The following is a 25,766-nucleotide window of genomic DNA, read 5'->3' on the forward strand; positions in this document are numbered from 1 at the left end:
AACTAAGCAAAAGTAGAATGAGAGAGAAATATGAGATAATTCTTTAATTTTACTATGCGTTCTCTTATTATCTGAACTAGATTTATGTAACAGAAAATCAAAAAAGTGCAAAAATTGTAAAAAGGAGAATTTATTCGCAAAAACGATAAAGACCTTTGAGAGGTCTTTGAAGACCCTTTGAGCCCCCCTTAAAATCCTTCGAAAAAAATAAATTGGTACAAAATCTAGTGTCAAATTATACAAAACCCGCTGGCAAGCTACAACCGGCAAGCTACGATTGAAGACATTTTAATAATATCGTTTTATAAATTAATGGCGGAGAGAGAGGGATTTGAACCCCCGATAGAGTTGCCCCTATGCCGCATTTCGAGTGCGGTGCTTTCAACCACTCAGCCATCTCTCCATAATAAAAGTGAAACAAAAATCGGCACTATTTGAGTGTATAAGGGGTAGATAACCTTCAATTGTTTTTGGTACAACCTTTTTTTCTTTTTTATGGGACTTTATTGACAGAGAATAGAAATTCCTTCATATATACAAAATATAAGCGTGGGGAAATCTGCGCATATTTGTGTTGAAGAAGGTTTTATCCTTCTTTGAGATTTATTACGACTGATAAAAAGCAGCCTATTTTCCCTTATTTCAAGGCAGAAATTAAATAAGAGCTGGAGTGAACGGAAGGATAAAAAATGTTCGCAGTCATTAAAACTGGTGGTAAGCAATACCGCATTGTTGCTAATCAAGTGGTAAAAGTTGAAAAAGTTAGTGGAAATGCGGGTGATGTTGTTGAATTCAATGACATATTAATGGTTGGGCAAGAAGGTAATGCGGTTATTGGTACCCCTGTCGTTGCTGATGCATTGGTGACAGCTGAGATTTTAGAACAGGCACGTGGGCGCAAGGTTATCGCATTTAAGAAGCGCCGTCGTCAAAATTCTAAACGCACGCGTGGCCATCGTCAAGAATTTACGAGGCTTCGTGTTTTAGAAATTTTAATGGGTGGTTCAAAACCTAAAAAAGTTGCTGCGAAACCGATAAAAGAAGAAGCAACTACACCACAAGAAACAAAAGCTGCTGCTTCTATTGAGAAGACGGCTAAAAAAACGGTTGAAAAAAAGACTGCGCCGCAGAAGAAAGCGTCTGTAGCATCAAAGAGTAAGAAAGATTAAAGGAGAGCGTCTATGGCACATAAAAAAGCTGGTGGTTCCTCGCGTAATGGTCGTGATTCAGAATCGAAACGTCTAGGCGTTAAAAAATTTGGTGGTGAAACCGTTATTGCCGGAAATATTATTATTCGCCAGCGTGGTACACGTTGGCATCCTGGTAACAATGTTGGTATTGGAAAAGATCATACGCTTTTTGCATTATCAAATGGAAAGGTTTCTTTTCAACGCAAAGCGGGTAATCGTTCCTATGTTTCAGTCATTCCTATGCTGGAGGCAGCAGAGTAATCTGTAACACTCTCTAGCAATCAACAGGATTTCATTGAATTATAGTTGTGGTTTTATAAGTATTAAAAGGGAAAGATAGAGTCTTATCTTTCCCTTTTTGCGTTGGTACTATAATAAATGTAGAAGATATACGAAAAAGGTAGAATTGAGGAAATGGCTTTTCTCAATGAGGGAAAAAGTTTGTGCGATGTTATGTTAGTATTTAGTACTGAACATATTGATATTATGATAGAATTTGTTGATAAATTTCTGTATAATAATAGTGAGAGAGACTTTCTTTTTATGCATGAAGAAGTGTCTAGTGATTTCTTATAAGAGAAGCAGTTTGTTTTCAGAAAATTATGAGAAATTTAATGAGAGCATTCTTTATGTAATCATTTTGATAAAGATGGGTCTTTTTATCGGCATTGTGGTATTGATGAGTTGTCATACTGTTTTTAGGTGGTAGTGTGGATAGGTGTGGCTATTCATTTAAAAAGACATAGGGATAAAAAATCCATAAGAAGGCAGCCAAAACTACTTTGAAAGTGACGTGCATTAAGGAATTTTCGGTAAATCAAGAGTGAAATTATATTTTTAAGGAGGACGGTGTTTAAAGATATAAAAATAACCAACGTGCAATCAGCGCCCTTCAAGAATATTTTTTCTGATTTCACTATTATTGTTTATTGTTGAAAGTAAATAAGCATAAGAGCTAGGGTTAAGGCAATCATTGCGTTTCATTTTTTACTTTATTTATCTTATTTGTAGAGTTTTTCTTTATTTTAGTAATTGATGATGGTGCTTGGGGGGATGTTCGTACTTTGCAAATGTGCGACAGAGGGTATTGTGTATTTGCGATATTGATTGAAGTAAAGGTGTAGCTTAAAATATATAAATATTATATATCGAGGGTTTGATATCATAAGATGGGCAGCACGGAATTTTAAAGATGATAAGTTGCATGGAGCAATTTGTAATTATGTAATGAATTTATAAAGAGGGATAATAGGTTAAATAAACTTTGAGGAATCAATCAAAATATTAGCTGAAGTTACGGATGATTGGGAAGGATGCTTTCTTGTAGGAAAAATAATGAAAAGTTATGTTGAATAACTTAGGATAATGAGAGCGTTTCGAAAACATAGTTTTTCAGGTGATTGGTTCTGTAGAAAATGGGGTTTTGTCTTTGTAAAGTAAAAGAGTAAGAGGCAGATTTGCTTATAATGGTTTTAAGCACTTCGCTAGATAATAATATCCAATTGTTTTATCGGTTATATTGAGGTATTTAAGCACCTCACTTAGCTATATTCCGTAAAATATAAAGAGAGCTGTGGTGGTATTTATAGCTTGTATTTTGGGAAATGCAGCTTTGAAAAGGAATGTGTCAGAGATATTGGTGTTCAAATGTGAGGCAATTTGAATTCATGATGAGATATGAGAAAGCAGAAGCAATGAATGTAGATTTTGCTGATGGTGAAATCTTGTCTATAAGATCTGTACAACTTGCAGCTGCTTTTGATCATAAAAATGATGCAATTTATGCTGCTGCTGAATTGCTTGTGCAGGTTGGTGCAGTTGATAAGTGTTATCTGGCAAGCATGCTTGCACGTGAAGAAACAACCAATACTTGGCTTGGAAATGGTATAGCCATTCCTCATGGTATGGCTGAAAATCGTGATTTAATTATCAAGGATGCTGTTGCTGTTATACAGGTTCCTGCTGGTGTTGAGTGGCAGGATGGCAAGAAAGCATATTTGGTTATTGCCATTGCAGCGTGTCCAGATCGCTATAGAGAAATTTGTAAAAAATTGACGTCTCTTTTATTTGATAAAAAACAGCTTGAAGTACTTGCAACAACTATGGACAAACAGCAAATTGTTACAACTTTGTTTGACCAAAATATGAAGATAGAAAAAACTTTTATTGGTGACCTTTCTGTGTGTCAGGAATGGACTTTGGATTATCCAAGTGGTCTTCATGCACGACCAGCTTCTCTTTGGGTTGATTTTGCGAAAAAGGCTCAAAGTTCCATCAGAGTTCGCCATGGTCAATATACCGTTGAAATGAAAAATTTGGTTGGTTTATTGCAATTAGGAGCAAAAAACGGTGATGTTCTGATTTTTTCTACAGATGCTTCAGAAGGAGCACAACTTCTCAATGATGCCATTGCTATTGCAAAAAAAGTGAGTATTAGTGAAAAATGCCTGATGAGAGCAATGGAATCTCAAACAAAGGCTTTTCATGGTTGGTATCCACGCTCTATGCAAAAAGGCATTTCTGGTGTTGGAGCGAGTTCAGGATTAGCATTTGGTAAGATTTTTGTTTTAAGGCAAAATGATATTTCCATAATAGACCAGCCAATTGATTTTGCAGCTGGTGCAGCATGTCTTGAAAATGCTCTTACAAAAACAAAACATAAAATGGCATCTGTAATTTCTGATATTACAGTGCGTATGGGAGCAGATTCTGCTGCAATTTTTTCTGCGCAAATGGTTTTGCTTGACGATGAAAATTTAATAGCTCAAGCTTGTCGTTTTATAGCGGAAGGTCATGGTGTCGCTTGGTCTTGGGATAGAGCGGTTCGTCAATTTTCAGATATGTTTTTTAAGGTAGATAATCCTTTGTTAGCAGCACGTGCTGTTAATTTAGTTGATGTTGGTCGACGTGTTTTAGGTGAAATCAATCCATCCTATAGATCGTTCTTTTTAAATGATATTCCACATGGTGTAATTCTGGTTACAAATGACCTTTCTCCTTCTGATGTAGCACAACTTGATTGTACAAGGGTAAAAGGATTAGCAACAGCATGGGGAGGTCCATTATCTCATACAGCTATTTTGGCGCGTACTCTTGGTATTCCAATGGTTGTTGCTACAGGTGATGATATTTTAGCGATTCAGTCTGATATTCAGGCTATTATTGATGGCGATAACGGGTTTATTTACCTTGATCCTACGCTTGAAGACGTTGAAGATGCTCAAAGGCATATTGATACTGTTGCGCAAAAACGTGTCAGTGAAATAAGTGCGTGTAGATTACCAGCGCAAACGATAGATGGTCAAAGAATTCGTATCATGGCCAATGTCAACTACGCAAATCAGGTTCCTGTTGCGCTTGATTTGGGGGCTGAAGGTGTTGGACTCATGCGCACGGAATTTTTGTTTTTAGAGAATCCACATATTCCGGATGAAGAGCTACAATTTAATATATATCGGACGATGATTACAGCTGTAGGAGATAAGCCATTAATTATTCGTGCACTTGATATTGGTGGGGATAAACAGGTTACGCATTTACATTTATCTAAAGAGGACAATCCTTTTTTAGGTGTTCGAGGAACGCGGCTTTTGTTACGTCGACGTGATCTTTTGGTGCCTCAATTACGTGCTTTATATCGAGCAGCAAAAGAGGGCGGAGATCTATGGATTGTGTTTCCGATGGTCATGTCTGTTTCAGAGATTGTCGCTATAAAAAAGATTGCAGAGGAAATCCGCAACGATATTGATGCACCAAAATTAAAACTTGGTATTATGATCGAAGTTCCAGCAGCGGCCATTATGGCAGATGTATTGAGCGCCCATGTTGATTTTTTTTCAATTGGAACCAATGACCTAACACAGTATACAATGGCTGTTGATCGGCAAAATCCGTACCTTGTGTCTGAAGCTGATAGCCTTGATCCAGCAGTTTTGCGTATGATTTATCAGACTATTCAGGGAGCTGCACAAAATAAGTGTTGGGTTAGTGTATGTGGTGGTATGGCTGGAGATCCTTTTGGTGCAATGATTTTGACTGGATTGGGAATTAATGAGCTTTCTATGATATCTTGCGATATTTCTCCAGTAAAGGCGTGTTTACAGACTCATAGTTTTGAAGATATGAAAATTTTAGCACAAAAAGCATTACAATGTGAAACTGCACGAGCTGTACGTGCTCTAAGCAAGGATATAAGGTGATAAAGAACATTAAGGGGAAAAAACGAGCTCATTTTTCAGACTAATCAGATCTTTAGTGTTGTAAAACATTATCCTTTAGGACAATTATAAGCAGCATATTAATTTGTAATGGTAATTTATCGTGTTACATAATGAGAGCCTTAAATATTGTAGGGTTTTCTCGTTTTAAATTTCTCTATATTAAATTAATAAAAATTATTCTTTTATACATTACAAAGAGGAGTAATGTATGGATAAAAACACTCTAAGAAAGAATAAATGCCTTTTATGCATTCTCTCAAATCGCAATGGATGTTGTAATATTAGGTGATAAATAGCGTGATGGTACTTGGCTTTTACTTTTTATTTAAGGAAAGATGATGCTATCCAATAGATTTTATACCATTCATAGACACCGTATGAGGTAGATGTGACAAGCTTTAAGAGATGTTTTTTAACAAACGTGTGGATGAGAAAGAAAATAGTATTTTTAGAGTATTCTGTTTTGTTATGAGACCATATCCCACTTAAAGAATGCGATAATCAAAAGTATGAAGTAATACGTAATCTCTTTTAAATAATAGAGATTACTTTAGATATTTTGAAAACTGTAAAGCTGAATTTAAAAGCATATGGTAAAAATGAAAACAGGTTTGCATTTTTATGATTTTGTATTTGACCAAAATGACTATTTTTTCATTTCAGAAAATAAGATATATTCATACATATTAAATTAAAAATGCAAAGGTTTTTTTTGTCTGAATTTTATTTTCTTTAGTATCAACTAAATATAGAAGTGTGAAATTGAATAGAGGATTTAGAGTAGGGCTTATTCTGTAATCCTATGAAAGAGAAAACTGACACCATCACACTATTTTACAGCCCTCAATGTTGCAAGAATTCGTGCTATTTGAAAAAATACATAAGAGGCACTTATCCTCTCTTAAAATGTTCTTCCTCCACATACCATCCCCGCTTATGACGTATAAACGATAATTTATTATTATAAATCAATATTTATATATTATCTGAAACATAAAAGTGATTAGCAGGTAGATCTCATTTCAAGAGAGAGTTGTTTGTAATCAAAGTTACAGTGATTAAGTATTTTCATCCTTGGAGGCAAGAAGAAGGTTGAAAACGATTTTTATTGAAATGAAATTTATTATCTGAATAAACAATTTTAATATTATATACATATAAGAAGTTCATATCGTTATTATTCTATTTATTATTAGGGTAATCAATGGTGTTAAGTGAGAGATATTAATTATTTGGTTATGCAAAACCATGGACTGTATGCCAATTTTAAGAGAAGTATTTTTTTGTGAAGCAGAAAGTGCGTAAATGAGTATGAAAATTTATAACTGGTGACAATCTTTTTATTCCCATTATTGTATTCTACAAACCTATCCACGAAAAAAGTTTTTTCTTAAAAAGAAGGGATGTGCTTGTTATTCAACAGATATAAGCTCTTACTTTAATAAATGAATTTATTTTTTGGGTTTTGAATGTATAGTTTAGACTTGCACGTTATTTCTTTCTGGGTATAGTGCAAACTTCTGGAGAGGTGGCCGAGTGGTTGAAGGCGCACGCCTGGAACGCGTGTATATGGGAAACCATATCGAGGGTTCGAATCCCTCTCTCTCCGCCATGAATTTAAAACGAACTTTCATATGCTTGATATGACATAGTTTAAAAAGCTCAGCATTTGCAAGATTTTTTGCTGTTGCAATTGACCAGTTCGCGCCAATCTATACCTGTCATTATGTACACCTGGAAATTGCTGTTGAATTTCCATGAATTTTACACTTTTTAAGCTCCTCTCCTCTCGATCTTAAGATAACCTGATCTAGCATAAACGATCTCTTCAAATATCATTAAAGGATTTTTGCCATTATCACTAACTTCTGGTAGAGCTTTTAGAATTAATGGTGATCATAGTGCTATTTGCAATTTCGTTGCTTAACGGGCTAAATGCGTTTTATCCACATGAGAGGTAACAAACACCTCAGCTTTTCTCACGCAATGTGCTTATTTAAAATTAATGTCATGAATATTTGTACAACATTTTTATCTATACGATAATCAAAAAAAGGCTAACATAATATAATAATTGAATATCATTCATGCGGCGCTTTCTTTTATCTTTAAGCTTTGTATGTAAATAGATAGTCCGTGCAAAATAAATAAAGGGGCGCAAAAGCCTATAAATACACATAGGACGTATAATATAGAAAATGAAAAAAATTTTCCTGCATATAAAAGCACAATAGAGAATAAAGCTGTTATGATGCGTACACTGGCATCGCCTGCCAAAATCACCTCGGCTAAATTTTCACTAGGTGTGATAGCTTGTCCAATTGTTATTCCCGATATCCTAAAATAAAATTGCCCAATACCTAATAAAAACCCCATAATATAAAGGGAATATTGAGTAAAATTTAAATATAAAACAAAAGAGATTGCGATCACGGCAAAAGCCGGTGCCCCCCATACAAAAAAACGAATTAAAGATGGAAATTTCTGTAAATAATAAGATGAGATAAGACCATTGATCACAAAACCCAGTGCTGACAAAGCAAAAATAGAATTTTGAATAGCTGTAAATTTTATATTATCTGATGTTATAGAAGCAAGCACAAGTGGCAATAAAACAATAGGCCCCGTATAGAGAGAATTATTCAAAATACGATTAATCGTTAAAAAACGCAACGCAGAAATCCGCCAAAGGCACCTGAACCCAACTCCATAAGCTTTTTGAGATGGCTTTTTTAATAGCTCTTTTGCTCTGTTTAGTTGTTGTATAGACTTTATACGAAACCATAAGCAGGCATTCAAAAGATAGATAAATACAATAAAGGCTATGGCTATTTTGTGCCCCAAATGCGCAATTATAAAATATATAAGCAATGGGGATATAATAACAAAAAACTGACAGCAACTAGTGTAAAATGCAAAAATTCCAGCTTTTTGTTTGGGAGCTGGAACCAGCTGATTCAAGGCACTATTGTTATTTGGGTTATCAGCCCCCATCAAGAGAGCAAGTAAAAAAAATACAAATAAAATAAGTACTGGATTGTTCATAAATAATAAGAAAGACAATAAACAAGCGCAAATAATTTGACTATAAAACCCAATTATAAAGCCTTGATAGTGCGCCAACACGTTTCCCAAACATAAGCCAGCAATTCCAATTGCGATTAAATTAACGACATTTAAAGTAGCAGACGCTTCTCCTGTTGTATCTTGGAATTGTAACAAAGAAAGGCCAATAGATAATACACCACTAGCACAAAAACTCGTCAAACAACCAATCACAATCATAAGAAAAACAGAATTACGCAATAGCCTCTTTCCTTTTAAACAGAGACTCAAGCCATTTTATGATTTTCTCCATTGTCGAATATGGTTCGGTACTAAATTCCAGTTTTTCATAAAAGTTTAGTTCAAATGCGTTATAGGCACTTATTTTTTGAAAGTCATCTGTCAGCATGAATTCTATACTTGGCAACGTTGTACCCATAGATTGAGATAAATAATAGGAAATTACTTTCCAATACATATAGGTACGCTCTCTTGCCAAATAATTTTCCAAGGCATATTTCAAGTGACAACCACTTAAAATATATTTCGGACAATGGTGCAACGGATAATAAATACAAATAGCACCGGCTTCGTGTCCGGGACAAGAAGAAATATTAATATTTTTATCATTTCATAATATTACAAAAACGCTCAGTGAGAAGATCTTCCAAATTTAGTCTAGTCACAACAAGATTGGTTGCTAATTTTTGAGAGACATGAGACCAAGCCAATCTTACTACTAAAGTTCCAATAACCTTTAAGTCAGATTCTGGATAAGCTTTTTTAAAATTTTCCACCCATATGTCTCTGTGACATATAATAATTGGCTCATCTCGTCTGAATGAACAAGATGTAATTCTAAACCAATATTATCACAAAGTTTTGAGCTCTTGAATTCTCCGTATCCTAATCTGGTATTCTTAAATCATCATAGGAACTAAGAATTTTTAAGTATTCCAACTTTTATTAAACTTTGTAACAATCTATTGGAATCTCCCCTTCACTGACTTCGACAATTATTTTCTCACCACTACAAGAACAAAAAATTATCTTTGAATTTGCTTACTTTTAGAAAAAAAATGAGCAACACTCTTTCTTAACTAAAAGAAACACGCTCTCTACCTTTTTCTTTATGATTATCAAAAAACTATCCCGTTATAATTTAACCATCCATTATTAGGAGAATATTCTGCGTTTAGCCTAATAAACTGTTATAATCAATGTTTCTCTCTGTTCTAAAAATCAGCGTTTTTTCTCCTAGAGATACTCGTAATTGCTGTACAATCTTTCCCCAAAAGGCACTCCTTCAACATTGCTATTAACACGATCATCCTGAGAAGTTTTATACATACACACTGCATTCTATGTATTTTTTGGAAAATCCCTTTGAATCTCTATCGAGCCTTGTTTTGGCAGTATCATTTTTAATATATCATAAATATTTTTATTTAATTTAATTTTAGAAAACTTAGTCATTATCGTGTTTCATTAGATGATATGAGCAAGGTAGGGATTCAATAGTGTTGTCTTGCAGAAAATATTGCGTCCATTCTCTATTTTGGAGTTTGCTATATTTTCTTAAAAAAGGAGATTTTGTGATAATATCAAAAGGTTCAGGCCTTTTTCCTACAACGAGAATACATTTTGTTCTGTATCGAGCAGATCAGAAAAAACCCACCTAGGCTGGAAAGTTAACATAAATATAGAACTTACTTAATTCTGTTTATATGGGATGGGGTATTGCAAGCTATAAACGTAGGTTCGCCATGAAAGCAGAACTCTCATAGATGATTGTACATATTTTTTTTGTATATGCTTAGGTCACTCTCGGTTGTCAAAAGCTCGCAAATTTTTAAGTGTAGACCAGAATTTTTCTCTATAAAATTCGATACTTTTTATGGGGGCAGGCTCCTCGAATGCAACAAAAGATGTGTTCTTTCCAAAACTTTTATAATTATCGCAATAAGTTATCAGGTCTTCCATTATATTTTTTGAAGTCAGCTTGTTGTAGAACCCAAATCTAAGCATATTTTTTGAGTATCCATTTACACTGAATAGGCAGAAAAGGCCTAATTGTGTTATTCATGGTTGCATTGAATTCTTTAAAAATGACTTGCTCCCATTTTTAATATTTGTCTATATTTTCAATTATTTGCGCTTCTGAATCCATTTTTTCTTCCCAATTGCTATATTTTATAAGAAATTGCTACGAATGATCCTCTCCAAAGCTGATAATTCATCATCACTGTGTCCACAAATTGCTATAATAGCTGGGCAGGTATTTAAATCGATGGTTAGGGGGAGGGGCTCGTTTTCTTTAAAAAAGAGCGTAAAATGAACCACATTTTCCCAAGAATGAAGCTTTTGCCGCCATACGTTAACATCTTTTATAATATGACCGTCGATCTCGTTGATAAGGAAGATAATACGCCCTTTTTTCTTAAAGCGACTTGGGGTTTGCGAAAACACGCCTGCAATAAGGTTAACGGAGCTTTCAAGTAAACCATCTTCATAGCAATGCGCGAACAAGGTGGGTGCAATTCCTCCGTGGAGGCGGGCTCCTACTTCGATCATCACTGGACCACGAGCTGTTTGCATGATTTCCATATGCGCAGGTCCATATTCAATCCCCAGTGCGCGAATGCATTGTTTTGCATAAGAGATAAGAGGGGCATAAGAGGGATCTTGAGCATCAAGCACATCAAGTGATTCATAAACAAAAGCACTTCCATTATGAATACCTTTTTTATACCGCGATAAAGCACATATCTTTATAGCCTCTCCATTTACAACGGCGTCGACGATGTATTCCTCTCCCTCCAATCTTTCTTGGAGCAAATAGGCCTCGTTAGGTGCGCCAAAAATATTTTTTTTCTTCCAGTCGATTTCAGAGGTCCACGTTACTACTTCCTCAAGATTAGAGAAAAACAAAACACCATCACTCCCTGCAGAATCATTTGGCTTTACCACATAGCCGCTGTGGCTTTCAAAACCATCGAGAGTACAATCGTTTTTTGTAAGAATCTTTGATCGGATGTAAGATAAACCATTTTCACAAAGGCGTTTTTGCATCGCTGCTTTTTTCCGTCGCCAATCGGTAGTCAAGGGGTTATTCCCAAGACAACCATAATAAGCCGCCAATTGCTCTGCACAATAGATACCTCTTTCGGCACCCGCTATTACAGCCTCTATCGTGCCAATAGGAAAGCATTTCTTTATCTCATCTACACTATGAAGCTTCGCTTCTGCCATGCCCTTTCCCTGATAAGAAAGCATAAAGTGTGAAAAAGGAGCTGCTTGAGAGACAACACCATAACAAGCATAGCCTAATTTTTGCAAAGCAGGGCCATAGAGGGCACCCGTGGAGAAAGGGTCGACAATAAGAATAGGTTTTCTCATACTTTGTTCCGCTGTGATAAAAGGAAAAGAACATAAATAAAGATTATTAGCCCTATAAGGGGCAGAAGATAAACAGCTGCTTGAGGACCCATAAGGGCAGAGCTTGTAAGAAGACCAAGAATGACATAACCTGCCGATTGGGAGAGAGTATAAAGCATACCGCTATAGCTTCCCACCAGCTCTGCTTGAGCCTCTGTTTTGGTTGCTTCAATCGTATGTTTGCGGGCATTAATTCGCATGGTATTCATTGAAAAGCCAATAAAAAAGCAAAAGACCACAGCCAAATAGGGCGATTGTGTGGTGCTAAAAATAAGATCAGCCATGCTCAACATAAGGGCTGGGAGAATAAATTCAAAACGAGGGATTTTGATAAAAGCAGCCAAAAAAGCGCCCACGCCCGCAACCGCACTGCAAAGCCCATAATATTCAGAGCCAAAATTTTTCACACTCTGAAAAAGAATAGTTGCCAGCGTATTATAAGCGCAAATATGAAAGCCAATAAGTCCTATGCAGACGCATAAAAGTTTAAGTTCACGGGAGAGCTCATCCGCTTGCGGTGTAGGCGCTGTCTTCTTACCAGTTGCAAGTGTTGTGGTATCTGTGGCGTTATATTCATCGCAAAAGATAATATATCCGGCTATAAGGCTTATAATGATGTCAAACACACAAAGTGTCACAATCAAACCATTATAACCGATTTCAGCCGCTGCCCCTCGAGGGCTGGTCGCTTCTAAGAGATAACCACTCAGTGCTGCTCCCAAAAATGCGCCAATTTGCACCACTGTTTGCATAATGCGGGAAGCCTTTTGGGCGCTAATATAACCACTAAGTGCTAGTTTAGTATTATAAGTCTCGAGAGTGCTTAAGGTAATCAAAGAGAGATAGCCGATAGAGATAGAGACAACGATAAAACCAAAGGGGGAATCAGCGTAATGGAAAAGTGCAATCAATAAAAGAAGGCTATAGATAATGATTCGCCTTTTGTATAAATCGACCAACCGCAGTGAGGCTTTAATGCGCACAAGACCGCTTTTTTTCAAAAGATAGGGCATAAGGGTGCCCAAAGCCATGGTTACGCCTAGGAAAACCGATGAGGATGTTATGCGATAAGCATTCCAAAGATTACTTAAAAATAAAACCATATCAGAAAGATACAGCAGGACAACAAGCCCATAAAACCGAAACATCCGTTGTTTGTGCACATTATCCCCCCCATTTCAGAATCTCTTAAAAACACACAGTATTATAAATCAGCACACATGTTTACAAATAATAAATACACACACATATTACTGGGCATGTCAAGTTTTTTGGTAGGGAAAATTTGAACGCTGATGTTTATGGTAGTGATAGCTTATTATTCAGGAGAATGAATAGCGATAGAGGCTGGTATTTTTACTGCGTCTGTTGCGGGAGGCTTGCCAATAAGGGGAGAAAGCCAGATAACGAATATAACTATGTCCTAGAGATATATTTTGCGCTTTCAAGTTGATTTTATTTATACTCAAGGTTGAGGTTTTTCTATTGACCGTTGTTAGATGTTGTTGTGACAATAAACTTCGTTATCTATCAGAAACATTTATGGCATTAGCGCTAAGGTATTGTATTAAAGCCTTTACATAGTAGTCTGTCTGATAGAGAGGTATTATTGGTTCAGTTTTAGGAGGCTTTGTTACGGCTGATTTGGACATTGTCGTTATTTGAAGGCTTATTATAATATTCTTAATTTCAGTTTATGAATATACCGAAAAATATAGTGAAACATTTGATTCAAACGCTTTTGCAAGGCATATTTCAATATCTCAGCGATGTTTTCCAAGAATTGCTCTGCTGCTTTTTGACGGGATCGGATATCAAATGCTTGCGAGGGCAGTGGTTTGAGAAAAGATAGAGTTGATTTTATTAGCTTCCTATGGAGCGCAATCTAGTAGCAGCTCTTAAGGGACAATAATATACTGAGATCGAACTCATTTCTATACACTTACACGACGCTATAGGAGTAATCCTCAGAAACTCTACTAGAATTCGTTAAAAAATGGCAGGTTATGGAGTGTGAACAAAAAAATATATTTTTTACAAATACTTAATCTCATTTTAAGTTGTCTAAAATATAACCTTATCTTAAAACTAAGTCTATATACCGCCATTTATCATAAAGTTATACAAAATGCGGGAGTATTGTGTTTTTTTATTTAGAGACGAGTTAAAAAACACCTTATTAAACATTAAGAGATTTCAGACATAAAACAATTTAACTTATGGAAAGTATATAGACAAAATGTATCTTGATAAAAAAGTTTATAATTCCATGGGGTCTCCAAAGAAATTTTCTGGTTCTTTGATTGTCTTATGCGGGTTTGAAGGGAGTGGAAAGACAACACAAACAAAAGAAATTGCTCGCCATTACTCAACAGAAAAACATATAATAAAAACTTTTCAACCCAGTTATTGGTATAGAAATAATCCAGAAATTAGAGATTACTTAGATAATGGAAAAGCAATTGATCCGTTGCTTTTAGCACTCTTATCAGCGACAGATAGACGCAAACATACGCTTGAAATTATTGAACCTTACTTCACGTCATCGCAAAATTTATTAATTAGCGATCGATATGTTTATTCTAGTCTTGCTTATTTTTATGCTCGAGACTTTCTGTTGAAAGTGTAGTTAAATTAAATCAATCTATTCCAAGACCTCATATTACATTTTATCTTCATTTATCGCCCACTACTATACTAGAGCGGTTGCAGAAAAGGGATGGTTTAAACTTAAAATACGAAGAAAAACTCTCTTTTATTGAAAAAGTTTACAAAGTATACAAAGTTTTATCAGAAATAGATGAGCGGTTTATAACAATTGATGGAACTGCTTCTGTTTCTTTAATTCATCATCAAATACGACATCATATAGATGAAGTTTGTTTTTTATTATGAATAAAATCATTTATTAATCAATTTATCCACGATAGATCCTCCTTTATGTATTCGTACTCTAAATCTGAAACTTTAGAGATATGATTGCAATAATTTAACTGTTCAGGAAAAATATCACGTTATATATTTTAATTAAAAAACTAACTGTAATGAGCTTGTTTTAAAAGATTTAGAGAAGGGGAGTAGAAAAGTTAGCAATATTTATTGTGAGGATAATAGTATGTTTATTCTTTTAGAGACGAAGTGTGGTGATAGAAGAACGACATGGAGGAATATACTCGAGCATATTTTAGTGCACGGAATAATAAGGACAATAATGTGAGTGAAGCTTCCATACCGTAAAATTGTTTCACATATGTATAAAGGTGTAGCTTCTGAATAAAACGCACATAAAATATTAATTTTGTTTTTGTCCATAAATGTTCCGTTTTCATAGAAGAATTAATCATAAAACAGCACAAAGATTGTAAAAGCCTCAAAAAAGAAATTTTGCTTTCTTAAATTTAATGATCTAAAATGAAAATTGTAAGAATGCCTGTTTTTAAACAGGATGTATCATGCATATCGACTGGTATTCATTTTAGAGGATAATTTATGTTCACTTCAAATTTGAAGGAACGCATTGCTTTATTTGAAAATAGAACTTTTCTCTATTTTACTTTGAGCGGCTTATTTGCTACATTTGGAAGTGGACTAAATTATATTACATTGTCATGGCTCGCTTACAATCAGACGGGCTCAATCCGTGGTGTAGCGTTGATGATGCTTTTTCTTTGGACGCCTGGCATTATTTTTGCGCCTATTTTTGGCATATTGGCAGATAAATATAATCGTAAAACGCAGATTATTATTTCAAATCTTGTGAGAGGTTTGGTAATTGTAAGCTGGGTAATGCTTTGGCATTTTGGTATAGAAATTGAATTAATGGTCTTATCTGCTCTTTTGGGTATTTTTATCCCTTTTTATATGCCATCAGCTATTTCTTTAATTCAAAGTATTGTGCTGAAGGAACAGCTCATCAATGCAAATGCGACCATCGATATGGTTTATGAACTTGGCACTATCGTAGGTATGGGCTTAAGTGGATTTATACTGTCCTATGCAGGAACAAAAGGAACTCTTCTAATAGGTGGTATATTCTTTATCATTGCTGGTTTATTTAATTTTGCAATGAAGGTACCTAAAAACCGAAGATCTAAAAATCAAAACCAGCAAAATTGGTGGGAAAATTATACAGCATCCCTTCATTATTTTAAACAGAATCCGGCTCTTTTTGTACCTTATATAAGCCAGATGATTATTATGACTCTTTTGATGACCATTCCTGTTATTCTCGTTCCTTATATACAAGAGGTTTTACATGCAGATAGCAGTATCTTTGCAATATTTGAGGTGCTTTATTCTATGGGCGTATTGACAGGTGCGTTTTTTTCACCACTTCTTTGTAAAGTTTTATCTATCAGGAAAACATTAGCCATTTTATTAGCTTTTATGGCTATTGGCCTCGCTATTCTATCTGTTAATACACACAATTTTGTTGTTTTTCCTGTTTACTTTATGATTGGATTTGGACTTTCGAGTTGGGCTCTTTCGATTTCTTTATCACAACTCTCTTGTGATCCTGAGTACCAAGGAAGATTGCAGGCAAGTTTTAATGGTATCTCTGGATGCTTGATCCTCGGAGTCTACCTCATTATGGCAAGCGATAACAGTAGCATATCACCTCAATCGATATATTTTTTTCAAAGCATTGTTGCGTTTGTTGGAATACTCATAGTGCTGTTTTATAGACATGAAAAACAATAAATTACGTTTAAGAGTGGTCAATATACGCTATTTTATAAACATTTACGCTGCAGCACATTTCATATTTTGCTTTTAAAGGAGAGTTGAGAAAATGTAAAAGTTGGTGCTTAATGAACAAAGCATAAATTGATGTATACTAGAGAATACTCTCTATTTTTTGATAATGATCTAAAAGAATTGATGCGTTTCTTTAATTCATCTCACTGTTGTTAAGAAGACGAAAACGTAACACTTTAAATCTTCTTGAAAGTTTTTTGTTTAAGCGTAGTAGAAAGTAAAGCAATGAGGTAATATCGTATCATATGGGGAGAGTATTGTATTATTTTTGTTTTTCAAAATCCATATGAAAAATTGTATCAATTTCATCTTCATTGGAATGGGTATTTCTACGACGATGCAAGGTTTGCACAATCTCTTTTTTTAAAACAGCATCTGTTTCACTTAAACGATGAATACTGAGTTCCAATTCAAGAGATAACGCCAAATCCACGCACAATTTAAGCTCTTCTCCAATGTCGAAACCGCGTTGATAGTCGTCATAAAGACCAACCAGTGTATCAGATAATTCTTTATCGCATAAAGAGGTCATGCTTAATTCCTCAACGTTGCGGGTTTCCATGCAGCTTTTTTAAGTATCACTCCACTATCATCACTTAAAATTGCCATGTATACGAACCTCATGGTTTTGTCAATTTTCTGCAAAATACGCGCTTTTAAATCAATGCCTATTAAAGATTTTATTACTCCAAGTTTTTGAAGCGCCCAATTGTAAATATGGATGGCAATGTGTTTACTATAGAACTTATAGCATTTAAAATACACTGCCAAAAGGCTTTTAATGTGCGTAGAGGAAGAGTATTCTGACGATAAACCAAACACCCTGAAATCTCTATTGCCAATTACAGCTAACTCAGTGTCATTAATATATAAAATAAGCAAACAGGGTTTGTAAACGTCTAACTTTTTAATAACGAGTGATAATCTCATTTTTTGCAGAATACCAATTATTTTGCCTATTTTATATTGATTTTTAGACATTGATAAACTTTTTACCTTATAAAAACCTATGGGAAATGAATTTGCATATTTTTGTAATAAGATTTCAGTGGTATATTGCACAGCATGGAATGAAGAGAATCGTATTAGGCTTTTTGCTTTTGGAAGAATATGACTGCGACTTGTGAGAAAGCAGTTGGCAAGAATTGGCTTGGCATGCACTCTGATAGAGTTGGCAGTGGCGCATTTAGTTTTTTCATTGGCCTGTGTCCAAATGTTTTTGACTCTGGAAAATAGCCTCGGATAGGCTTGAGTTTTTCCAAGGTTATATTACAGGAGCGCAGTTCAGTAAAATACCACGGCAATTGCATTTTTTGTGTAATTGTCATAATTTTCGCTCCTGCTTAAACGGATGCTGCAACATCTGTTTTTGTGGGGTTATGTATGTGATAACTGCTCTTTTTAAGGAGCAGTAATAATAGATATAAATCAATATAATTATTTAGTCAACAATTATATTGATTTTGGAGTGTTTTTTGGCTCGTCCGGAAGCAAAACCTAAAACTGAGTTGGCAAAACGTTTTCGTGAAGTGCGTCACGCTCTTGGTTTTACAGAGCGTAAGCAGTTTGCTGCACATCTTGGTATCACTGCTGGCTCTGTAGGAACTTATGAAACTGGTATAAGTGAGCCTACAGCCTCTGCGCTCTCCAAATATCAAGAAATTTGTGGTATTTCCTTAGATTGGCTTGTGACGGGCAATGGCGAGATGTTTTCAGATATGGCAAAGGCGAAAGCAGCTGGTTTTAAACCGCAAGCGATACCTGCTGGGCTGATGAAAAAGCTGGGACATTTAGTTTATACGACCTATCATGATGCAAAAATAGATCTTTCTCCTGAAGATGTTGCGGAATTAGCAGCAGAGCTTTATGGAAGATTGCAAGAGCTTATTCAAAACCTCAATGATATGGAAGAAGTCGAAGCCACTTTGCCACTTTTAAAATTACATTTAAAGCGTAAAATCGAAACTGAAAAGCATATCTAGAAATTTCATAAGATACGAATGAACAGCCTTTTAAAAAAATAAAACTTTTTTGATTTTCTGCTGTATAACCAAGTTTGGAATGTGAAAACCTCACGATCTTCGAGTCTTTTATTCAACCTGAAAAACGAGAAACTATCATTATAAATCAATATATTGTTCTGATTAAAAATAAAGCAGTTCATAAAAAGAACGACGGGTAGCAATACAAACAAAATTGATTCAAAAAGAAGCTAATATAGTGTCATTCCTGAAATATTTGTTGGTTGAGGGAAAAGATACTGACAACAGTGAAAATACAATGACGATGTTTTGTTCCTATAGAAGGGTAACAGACATATACGCGAGAAGAACGAAAGATCATTTATAGCACTTTTGTCTTTTTATGAAGAGGACAAGATGAGCACGTTGGAACTTTTTACAGAGCGTGCATCATTATATTAAGAAAGATTTCTTTCAAAGATATGCATTATATAAAGATATGCATTATATATTGAAACAGATTATCTAGCAACAAAGCGTGAGATTATCATGATAATCGTTATCTATTACATTGTGCTATAAGTTAAAAAAATCATAAATTTGTGTTTATAAGAACAGCTATTTTATTGAGAAGTATTTTTACAAATTTATAAAAAATTATTTTTTACACTCTTGCCATTTTGCTGATGCGCTTTATTTGAAAAGTAGAATTGCTCTTTAGTGAAACTATTTTGTTAAGAGATAAACCGCAGTATTTTTAAATGGAGATTACGGTATATTTTCAAAGTCTTGTGTTTTTATTGATTTTTTAGCTTGAATCCCTCTAGCTAAAAGGGTTGGGGACTTTTCTAGATTTGATGTTGTTGCAGAGATTTAGGGCGATGTCGTAAAGATAGCGGTATCGTAGGGGGGAGTTTTGTCTTGATTTATTGGTTTTTGAAGTGCGCAAACAAGGGTTTTGCCGTGTGTGTTTTCGCACATTGTAATGATGTTGAACTCTGTTGGAGGAGGTTCTTATGAAAAAAAAATATTCCACACCAAATTTAATTAAAGTTGTCTCTCTTAGTACGGTAATGGCGACACTCTTATCGAGTGTTTCGCCTGTTTTTGCTGCCAACTTTGCATTCGTAGGAGGAAATAATAATAGCACAAGTCTTGCCGGCGTTTCATATGCACATGGTAGTCATGGGAGTGTTGTGTTGGCTGGTGATGATGATTTCTGTGGTGCAGACAACGTTATTGGTCGTGGCGGTAAGCAACAGCAGGGAATTGCTGATAATCAACGAATAACTGCAGAAGATCAATATAATAGATTTATCAATGGTTACACTGGGACAAACGGGCGTAATGCTTATGGTACGACCACTCAACAGGTTACTTGGCAGAGTGATGGGACTCTGACCAACAATGCTACTTATATGGGAATAGCTACTGGAGGGGTTTCAAGTGCTATGCCTGAGGCTTATGGTGTTTATTCTTTTGCTACTGGCTGTGGTTCTGCTGCAACGGGTAATTATTCAACCGTTTTTGGTGCAGGTGCGACAGCAAAGGCAGGGGGTGCGCAAGCCTTTGGTGTTTCCGCACTTGCAAGTGGTATAGCAAGTGTTGCTATGGGTGTGGGATCAGAAGCATCGGGGGAATCTACGGTTGCTATCGGTGGACTTGCAACCGCATTAGGTGAAAATAGCATTGCTGTGGGGACGAAGGCAAGAGCAGAAAAGAATTTTGCGATTGCTTTAGGAACAGATGCTGAAGCTAAAGGTTCAGGTTCTATTGCAATAGGGGGCAGGCGCTCTGACAGAACTGAAGAATCTGCTCCTAAAAGAAAAGTAATAGCGGAGGGTGAAAATGCGATTGCTATAGGGTCGCATACATACGCTAAAACAGAAGATTCCGTTGCGATTGGAGCAAATGCACAGGTACTTGTTAATGATGGTGTTGCTATCGGTGGTGGTTCTGTCTCTGATAGAAACAAAGGTGTTAAGGGGTATGACCCTTACCTTAATGGTGATACGACAGAAACCGGTATGGCATGGGTAAGTACAACAGGGGCTTTTAGTGTTGGTGAAGTTGGTGGTACTGGTAATGGTAACCTAACACGACAAATTACTGGGGTCGCTGCTGGAAGTAGAGATACCGATGCGGTAAACGTAGCACAGCTAAAAGCTATGAAAGATGTCATAGCAGGGGGGGGAGGCTGGAAACTTTCTGCTAACGATAAAGATCCGACAGATGTGCATACAGGCAATACCGTAGATTTTTCAGTGAAAAGTAAAAACGATGAAGGAAAAGACAATTTAACGGTTGCAAAAAACACTGAAGCGAATAAGCATAAAATTGAGTTTACTTTGAACGATCATCTTAAGTTGATGCAAGTCACTACCGGTCAAAGTTCTATGAGTGATGATGGTTTTTTTGTGGATGGCGGTGAAAACAGTTCACGTATGACTGTTGATGGCTTTTATGTTAATGATGGAAAAGGCCCAAGTATGTCTGTGGATGGTATTGATGCTGGCTATACAAACATTAGAAATCTGTTAGATGCGACTGAAGATGGTGAGGCAGTGAATTTTGGGCAGTTGAAAGAATATGTAAAAAAGAACGGGGGCGGCTGGAAGCTTGCTGTTGAAGAGAACCAGGCTTTAGATATTAATCCAGGCAACACAGTTCATTTTTTTGCTGTTGAGGCTGAAGATACTGGTCACAAAAATATAAAAATTGCAAATACAAATGGGAAAAACGTCTCTTTTGATTTAGCTGATGATATTAATGTAATGACTGTCAAAACAGGAAAAAGCATTATGGATGCTGCTGGCTTTAGATTTGACGGTGATGAGGGGCCGAGCATAACTGTTAATGGTATTGATGCTGGCAATAAAAAGATTACAAAAGTAGCTAAGGCAGAAGACGATACTGATGCTGTAAATTATGAACAGTTGAAAGAAGTAAAAATACTTGCAGAAAATGGCTGGAAACTTTCTGTTGATGGGAACAATGCTACAGATGTTAAAGCTGGGAGTAAAGTAGATCTTGTTGCGGGTGCGAGTGAGGATGGAAGCAAAAATATCAAAATTGCAAAAGACAATAATAATAGAGTTACATTTACTTTGAATGATACTCTTAATCTCACGAGTGTCACGACAGGCAACAGCATTATGAGCGATAATGGCTTTGGGTTTGTTGATGGGGGACCAAGCATAACTACGAATGGTATTGATGCTGGTGATAAAAAGATTACAGGAGTAGCGGCAGGGGAAGATGATGCCGATGCAGTAAGTTATAAGCAGTTAAAAGACTTTACAGCAGGGATGGCAACAGGCTGGAAGCTTTCTGTCAATGGTGAGGGAGCTACAGATGTTAAAGCTGGTAGTACGGTGAATTTTGTTGCAGTTAAGCAGAAAGACGATGATAATAATGAGAGTGAGAACACAAATATAAAAATTGTCAAAAGTGAAGACAATCAAGTATCCTTTGATTTAAGCGAATATATTAAAGTTGGTCGTGTAGAAACAGGGGATAGCAGAATGAGTAATGCCGGTTTCATGATCAAGGATGGTCCAAACATGACCAAGGGTGGCATTAATGCTGCAAAGACACAAATTAAAGGAGTCGCAGATGGTAGCGATGAGCATGATGCTGTTAATCTTTCACAATTATATAAAATGAAGTTTGAGATAGAAGACAATAGTCTTGTTAAATGGAGTAAAAGTAAAAATTTAATTACCATTGGTGCCGAAAAAGAAGGTATTGAAATCAAAGTTGCGAACTCTGAAGGCAAGGATCGAATTATTTCTGGTGTTGCAGTTGGAAAGGTCAGTTCCGATTCAACAGAAGCAATAAATGGCCATCAGCTTTTCAATTATGCTGCGAATATATCAGAATATTTTGGTGGTGAGACAAATGTGATTGATGGTATAAAACCAACTTTTATGGTTCAGAATACAAAACATAGTAATGTAACTGATGCTTTTAAAGATATCGATAGCTCTATCACAGATATTTATAGTCAGATTAACAATGTAACAAGTAATAATCTTGTTAAATGGGATGAGGGCGAAAAGCTTATTACCATTGGTAAAGAAAAAGGCGGTACGAGAATTAATATCACAGGTACTGATGGAGGTCGAACCATTACGGGTGTGAAAAATGGTGAAATTTCCAAAGACTCCATGGAAGCCGTAAATGGTAGTCAGATTAATACAATAGCTGGAGATATTGCAAATTATTTTGGTGGTAATGCAAAATTTATTAACGGTGCTTTTGTTAAACCGAGATATAATTTAACTACTATTGAAGCAGATGGTACAGTAAAACAGAAAGAACATAATGATGTTGGATCGGCTTTGTCAGGGCTTGATACAAATATCAGGATTGTTAATGCAAATTTGATCAGTGGGTTTAATGATGTTGCTAAATATTTTGGTGGTGGCGCTGGATATGATGAAAATGGAGAATGGCATGCTCCTACTTTCCAAGTTTATCATATCGGCGATAATGGTGCCGTCTCTAAGAAGCCTTATCAAAACGTTGCTGATGCTTTTGAAGGTGTGAACAATACTTTCACAAATATTCACAATCAAATCTCTGATATAACAAAAAATAGCCTTGTGAAGCAGGAGGGAGAAGACGGTCTTATTACTGTTGGTAAAGAAACCGGTGGTACAAAAATAAGTATTGCAAATAAAGATAATCAAGAGAGAACACTTTTCGGTATAAAAGATGGAGAAATCTCTCAAGCATCAAAAGAAGCAGTAAATGGTTCACAGCTCTTCAAGGTTGCTGAAAATACATCGAAATATTTTGGTGGCAGTACAGATGTACTTTCCGGTATAGAACCAACTTTCCTTATTGATGGAACGGCATATGATAATGTTACAGATGCGTTTACGGGTGTAAATATTTCTATCCATAAAATTGATGATAAGATTTCTGATGTGATAAAAAATAGTCTTGTTAAGCAAGATGGAGGTGCATCAGGTGTTATTACTATTGGTAAGGATACCGCTGGTACTGAGATCAATATTGCAGGTGTTGGTGGTTCAGGACGTAAAATTTCTGGCGTGCGGGAGGCAGAAAATGGCGATGAAGCTGTTAACAAAGACCAACTTGATAAAAGCATAAAGGATATTACGAAAGATATTGAGACAGCAACTGCAGCTGCGGTTCTCTACGATAAGAATGGCGATGATAGTGTTAATTACGGTAGTGTAACTTTGGGTGGCAATAAGAATAACGAGCCAGTTGCTCTTCATAACGTCAAAAAAGGTAGCCTTTCTGAAAATTCCCACGATGCAATCAATGGTAGTCAGATTAATAAAATATCAGCAGATATTGCAAAGTTTTTTGGCGGTGGTGCAAAGTTTGTTAACGGTGCTTTTGAAGGGCTGAAATATACTTTATCGGCTATTGTAGGTGGTGAGGTAGGGAAGGCTAACTTTTATGACGTTGGTTCAGCTTTAACAGGTCTTGATAAAAATGTTCAAGATGTGAATCAACGCTTAACGAATGTATCCAATGAGTTTAATCAGAAAATTGAAGATTTCTCTAAAGATGCTTTACTGTGGGATGATGAAGAAGAAGCATTTGTGGCACGTCATGAAAAAGATGGGCAGAAAACAAAGAGCAAATTGAAGTATCTTTTGGATGGTGAGATTGCTCAAGGTTCAACAGATGCCATTACGGGCAACCAACTTTATTCCATGAATAACCAGCTTGCTAATTATTTCGGTGGCGGTGCTAAATATGAGAATGGCAAATGGACAAATCCTACTTTTAAGATTGTTCAAGTCAATGCTGATGGTACGACTGTTGAGAAAGAGCACCATAATGTCGCTGATGCTTTTGGTGATATTAATAATGGGATGTCAAATATTAACAACCGTATTGATGATGTCATCAACAAGGTCGATACAGATGCTTTAAAGTGGAATGATAAAGAAAAAGCCTATGATGCTAATCGTGATGGTAAGCCGAATAAAATTATCAATGTAGCTGATGGTAAAATTGTAAAAGGTTCGAAAGATGCGGTTAATGGTGGACAACTTTGGGAAACTAATGAACGTGTCACTGGTGTTGAAAAAGATGTGAAGCATCTTACCAACAGAGTTGATAATATTTCAAATACGATTGCTGATATTGGTGATGTAGTTCTCAATATTGATACCAAAGTTGATAACATCAATAATAGAGTTGACGGTATTGAAGAGGACGCTGTTCGTTATGACAGAGATGAAAACGGCAAAAAGACCAATAAAATCACATTAGCGGGTGGTGATGCCAGTGAACCTGTTTTGATTGATAATGTAGCTGATGGTAAAATTGAGAAGGGATCAAAAGAAGCTGTAAATGGTGGTCAACTCCATGACTATACTAAAGAACAGATGAAGATTATTCTTGATGAATCCAAGCACTACACAGATCAACGGGTTAATAATATTGTGATTGATGCGATTGATGATGCTGTTGATCAGTCTAAACAATATACAGATATGAAGTTTAACGTTTTAAACTACAGTATTGAGAGTGTGAAAAAAGAGGCAAGACAAGCAGCGGCTATTGGTCTTGCGGTGTCTAACTTACGCTACAATGATACACCTGGAAAATTAAGCGTTGGATTTGGTACTGGTTTATGGCGTAGTCAATCTGCATTTGCCTTTGGTGCAGGTTACACCTCAGAAAATGGAAAATACCGCTCTAACATATCCGCAACAACTTCTGGAGGTCACTGGGGTGTAGGTGCGGGATTCAATATGACATTGAACTGATAATAAACAAAATACATGAAAATTCCTTTTCACCCCTGTCTCATGAGGCAGGGGTGAATTGTTGTTACGTATGTAAAAATCATAATATATAAATTGATAAGCGCTATAACGACAAATACAGGTTTAAAAAACAGAAAAAACCTATACACTTTCAACAATAAGATAATAAGTTTTTCATAAATTATAAGTTCATTATTTTCTTCTTTAATTTTTAAATCTGAAAAATCTGTAGCACTCTACAGATAGAAAAAAACCTTTTGCTCTCTACAAATCTATTAAAAAGCTTTCTACTAAGATAAAAGTACACATTCAAATGTATTTCAACTTTACTGGAAGAAGTTATAAAACAATACACTAAATTAATTCTACCCCTTGCAAAAAACAACCAAT

Annotated in this window: 16 protein-coding genes and 2 tRNA genes; 9 read left to right on the forward strand and 9 right to left on the reverse strand. The window is 35.7% G+C overall.

All coding sequences use genetic code 11. From position 1 onward, the window contains the following. Window positions 1–313: 313 nt before the first annotated feature. Window positions 314–403, reverse strand: a tRNA-Ser gene (locus ACFIK7_RS03635). A gap of 286 nt (window positions 404–689) precedes the next feature. Between ACFIK7_RS03635 and rplU the strand changes: the two genes are divergently transcribed. The 4 genes from rplU (at window position 690) to ACFIK7_RS03655 (ending at window position 7,022) form a co-directional block, all read left to right on the forward strand. After that, window positions 690–1,169: a 50S ribosomal protein L21 gene (gene rplU, locus ACFIK7_RS03640; protein ID WP_375662950.1), complete on the forward strand. Its 480-nt coding sequence runs from the start codon at window positions 690–692 to the stop codon at window positions 1,167–1,169. A 12-nt stretch (window positions 1,170–1,181) separates the two neighbouring features. Continuing rightward, window positions 1,182–1,451 (forward strand): 50S ribosomal protein L27, encoded by a 270-nt coding sequence (gene rpmA / locus ACFIK7_RS03645; protein WP_100130483.1) that lies wholly within the window; start codon window positions 1,182–1,184, stop codon window positions 1,449–1,451. A gap of 1,406 nt (window positions 1,452–2,857) precedes the next feature. Beyond that, window positions 2,858–5,389 carry a phosphoenolpyruvate--protein phosphotransferase gene (gene ptsP, locus ACFIK7_RS03650; protein WP_375637182.1) on the forward strand — a complete coding sequence of 844 codons (2,532 nt, stop codon included), beginning with the start codon at window positions 2,858–2,860 and terminating at the stop codon, window positions 5,387–5,389. 1,543 nt (window positions 5,390–6,932) lie between these two features. Then, window positions 6,933–7,022: transfer RNA gene (locus tag ACFIK7_RS03655), tRNA-Ser, on the forward strand. 473 nt (window positions 7,023–7,495) lie between these two features. Here the strand turns inward: ACFIK7_RS03655 and ACFIK7_RS03660 are convergent. From ACFIK7_RS03660 to ACFIK7_RS03680, 5 genes are all read right to left on the reverse strand, one after another. Further along, window positions 7,496–8,716, reverse strand: a complete 1,221-nt coding sequence (locus ACFIK7_RS03660) for an MFS transporter (protein WP_375637179.1) — start codon at window positions 8,714–8,716, stop codon at window positions 7,496–7,498. Next, window positions 8,709–8,978 carry a hypothetical protein gene (locus ACFIK7_RS03665; protein WP_375637178.1) on the reverse strand — a complete coding sequence of 90 codons (270 nt, stop codon included), beginning with the start codon at window positions 8,976–8,978 and terminating at the stop codon, window positions 8,709–8,711. Before ACFIK7_RS03665 ends, ACFIK7_RS03660 begins: the two co-directional genes overlap by 8 nt. 1,298 nt (window positions 8,979–10,276) lie before the next feature. Next, window positions 10,277–10,483 carry a YqcI/YcgG family protein gene (locus tag ACFIK7_RS03670; RefSeq protein ID WP_375630481.1) on the reverse strand — a complete coding sequence of 69 codons (207 nt, stop codon included), beginning with the start codon at window positions 10,481–10,483 and terminating at the stop codon, window positions 10,277–10,279. A 165-nt stretch (window positions 10,484–10,648) separates the two neighbouring features. Next, on the reverse strand, window positions 10,649–11,854 hold the full coding sequence (locus tag ACFIK7_RS03675; protein ID WP_375642972.1) for an ATP-grasp domain-containing protein: 1,206 nt from the start codon (window positions 11,852–11,854) through the stop codon (window positions 10,649–10,651). Beyond that, window positions 11,851–13,041: a hypothetical protein gene (locus ACFIK7_RS03680; RefSeq protein WP_375637347.1), complete on the reverse strand. Its 1,191-nt coding sequence runs from the start codon at window positions 13,039–13,041 to the stop codon at window positions 11,851–11,853. The genes ACFIK7_RS03675 and ACFIK7_RS03680 overlap by 4 nt, the downstream gene beginning before the upstream one ends. Window positions 13,042–14,132: 1,091 nt before the next feature. Here ACFIK7_RS03680 and ACFIK7_RS03685 point away from each other — a divergent pair. From ACFIK7_RS03685 to ACFIK7_RS03695, 3 genes are all read left to right on the forward strand, one after another. Beyond that, on the forward strand, window positions 14,133–14,522 hold the full coding sequence (locus tag ACFIK7_RS03685) for a dTMP kinase (RefSeq protein WP_375662951.1): 390 nt from the start codon (window positions 14,133–14,135) through the stop codon (window positions 14,520–14,522). 32 nt (window positions 14,523–14,554) lie between these two features. Next, the gene (locus ACFIK7_RS03690) at window positions 14,555–14,788 is read left to right on the forward strand and encodes a hypothetical protein (protein WP_375662957.1); all 234 of its coding nucleotides are present in this window, start codon (window positions 14,555–14,557) and stop codon (window positions 14,786–14,788) included. Window positions 14,789–15,382: 594 nt separating this feature from the next. Next, window positions 15,383–16,594, forward strand: coding sequence for an MFS transporter (locus ACFIK7_RS03695; protein WP_273790295.1), 1,212 nt, complete (start codon window positions 15,383–15,385; stop codon window positions 16,592–16,594). Window positions 16,595–16,913: 319 nt separating this feature from the next. Here the strand turns inward: ACFIK7_RS03695 and ACFIK7_RS03700 are convergent, their stop codons facing one another. From ACFIK7_RS03700 to ACFIK7_RS03710, 3 genes are all read right to left on the reverse strand, one after another. Beyond that, window positions 16,914–17,183: a hypothetical protein gene (locus ACFIK7_RS03700; protein ID WP_012754562.1), complete on the reverse strand. Its 270-nt coding sequence runs from the start codon at window positions 17,181–17,183 to the stop codon at window positions 16,914–16,916. A 2-nt stretch (window positions 17,184–17,185) separates the two neighbouring features. Then, window positions 17,186–17,632, reverse strand: a complete 447-nt coding sequence (locus ACFIK7_RS03705) for a hypothetical protein (protein WP_375630477.1) — start codon at window positions 17,630–17,632, stop codon at window positions 17,186–17,188. 104 nt (window positions 17,633–17,736) lie between these two features. Then, window positions 17,737–17,979, reverse strand: coding sequence for a hypothetical protein (locus tag ACFIK7_RS03710; RefSeq protein ID WP_375662952.1), 243 nt, complete (start codon window positions 17,977–17,979; stop codon window positions 17,737–17,739). Window positions 17,980–18,126: 147 nt separating this feature from the next. Here ACFIK7_RS03710 and ACFIK7_RS03715 point away from each other — a divergent pair, with 147 nt between their 5' ends. Then, window positions 18,127–18,633, forward strand: a complete 507-nt coding sequence (locus ACFIK7_RS03715) for a helix-turn-helix domain-containing protein (protein ID WP_273790298.1) — start codon at window positions 18,127–18,129, stop codon at window positions 18,631–18,633. A 995-nt stretch (window positions 18,634–19,628) separates the two neighbouring features. After that, window positions 19,629–25,376, forward strand: coding sequence for a Vomp family autotransporter (locus ACFIK7_RS03720; protein ID WP_375662953.1), 5,748 nt, complete (start codon window positions 19,629–19,631; stop codon window positions 25,374–25,376). Window positions 25,377–25,766 lie beyond the last annotated feature (390 nt).

Origin of the sequence: Bartonella sp. CL266QHHD (assembly GCF_042195355.1) — a bacterium.
GTDB lineage: Bacteria > Pseudomonadota > Alphaproteobacteria > Rhizobiales > Rhizobiaceae > Bartonella.

Bases quoted from the DNA above. Each gene is read 5' to 3' on its own strand.
- ACFIK7_RS03680 (WP_375637347.1), bottom strand. From the start codon at position 13,041: ATGTTTCGGTTTTATGGGCTTGTTGTCCTGCTGTATCTTTCTGATATG.
- ACFIK7_RS03720 (WP_375662953.1), top strand. From the start codon at position 19,629: ATGAAAAAAAAATATTCCACACCAAATTTAATTAAAGTTGTCTCTCTT.
- ACFIK7_RS03685 (WP_375662951.1), top strand. From the start codon at position 14,133: ATGTATCTTGATAAAAAAGTTTATAATTCCATGGGGTCTCCAAAGAAA.
- ACFIK7_RS03705 (WP_375630477.1), bottom strand. From the start codon at position 17,632: ATGTCTAAAAATCAATATAAAATAGGCAAAATAATTGGTATTCTGCAA.
- rpmA (WP_100130483.1), top strand. From the start codon at position 1,182: ATGGCACATAAAAAAGCTGGTGGTTCCTCGCGTAATGGTCGTGATTCA.
- ACFIK7_RS03670 (WP_375630481.1), bottom strand. From the start codon at position 10,483: ATGCTTAGATTTGGGTTCTACAACAAGCTGACTTCAAAAAATATAATG.
- rplU (WP_375662950.1), top strand. From the start codon at position 690: ATGTTCGCAGTCATTAAAACTGGTGGTAAGCAATACCGCATTGTTGCT.
- ACFIK7_RS03700 (WP_012754562.1), bottom strand. From the start codon at position 17,183: ATGACCTCTTTATGCGATAAAGAATTATCTGATACACTGGTTGGTCTT.
- ACFIK7_RS03695 (WP_273790295.1), top strand. From the start codon at position 15,383: ATGTTCACTTCAAATTTGAAGGAACGCATTGCTTTATTTGAAAATAGA.
- ACFIK7_RS03710 (WP_375662952.1), bottom strand. From the start codon at position 17,979: ATGACAATTACACAAAAAATGCAATTGCCGTGGTATTTTACTGAACTG.
- ptsP (WP_375637182.1), top strand. From the start codon at position 2,858: ATGATGAGATATGAGAAAGCAGAAGCAATGAATGTAGATTTTGCTGAT.
- ACFIK7_RS03675 (WP_375642972.1), bottom strand. From the start codon at position 11,854: ATGAGAAAACCTATTCTTATTGTCGACCCTTTCTCCACGGGTGCCCTC.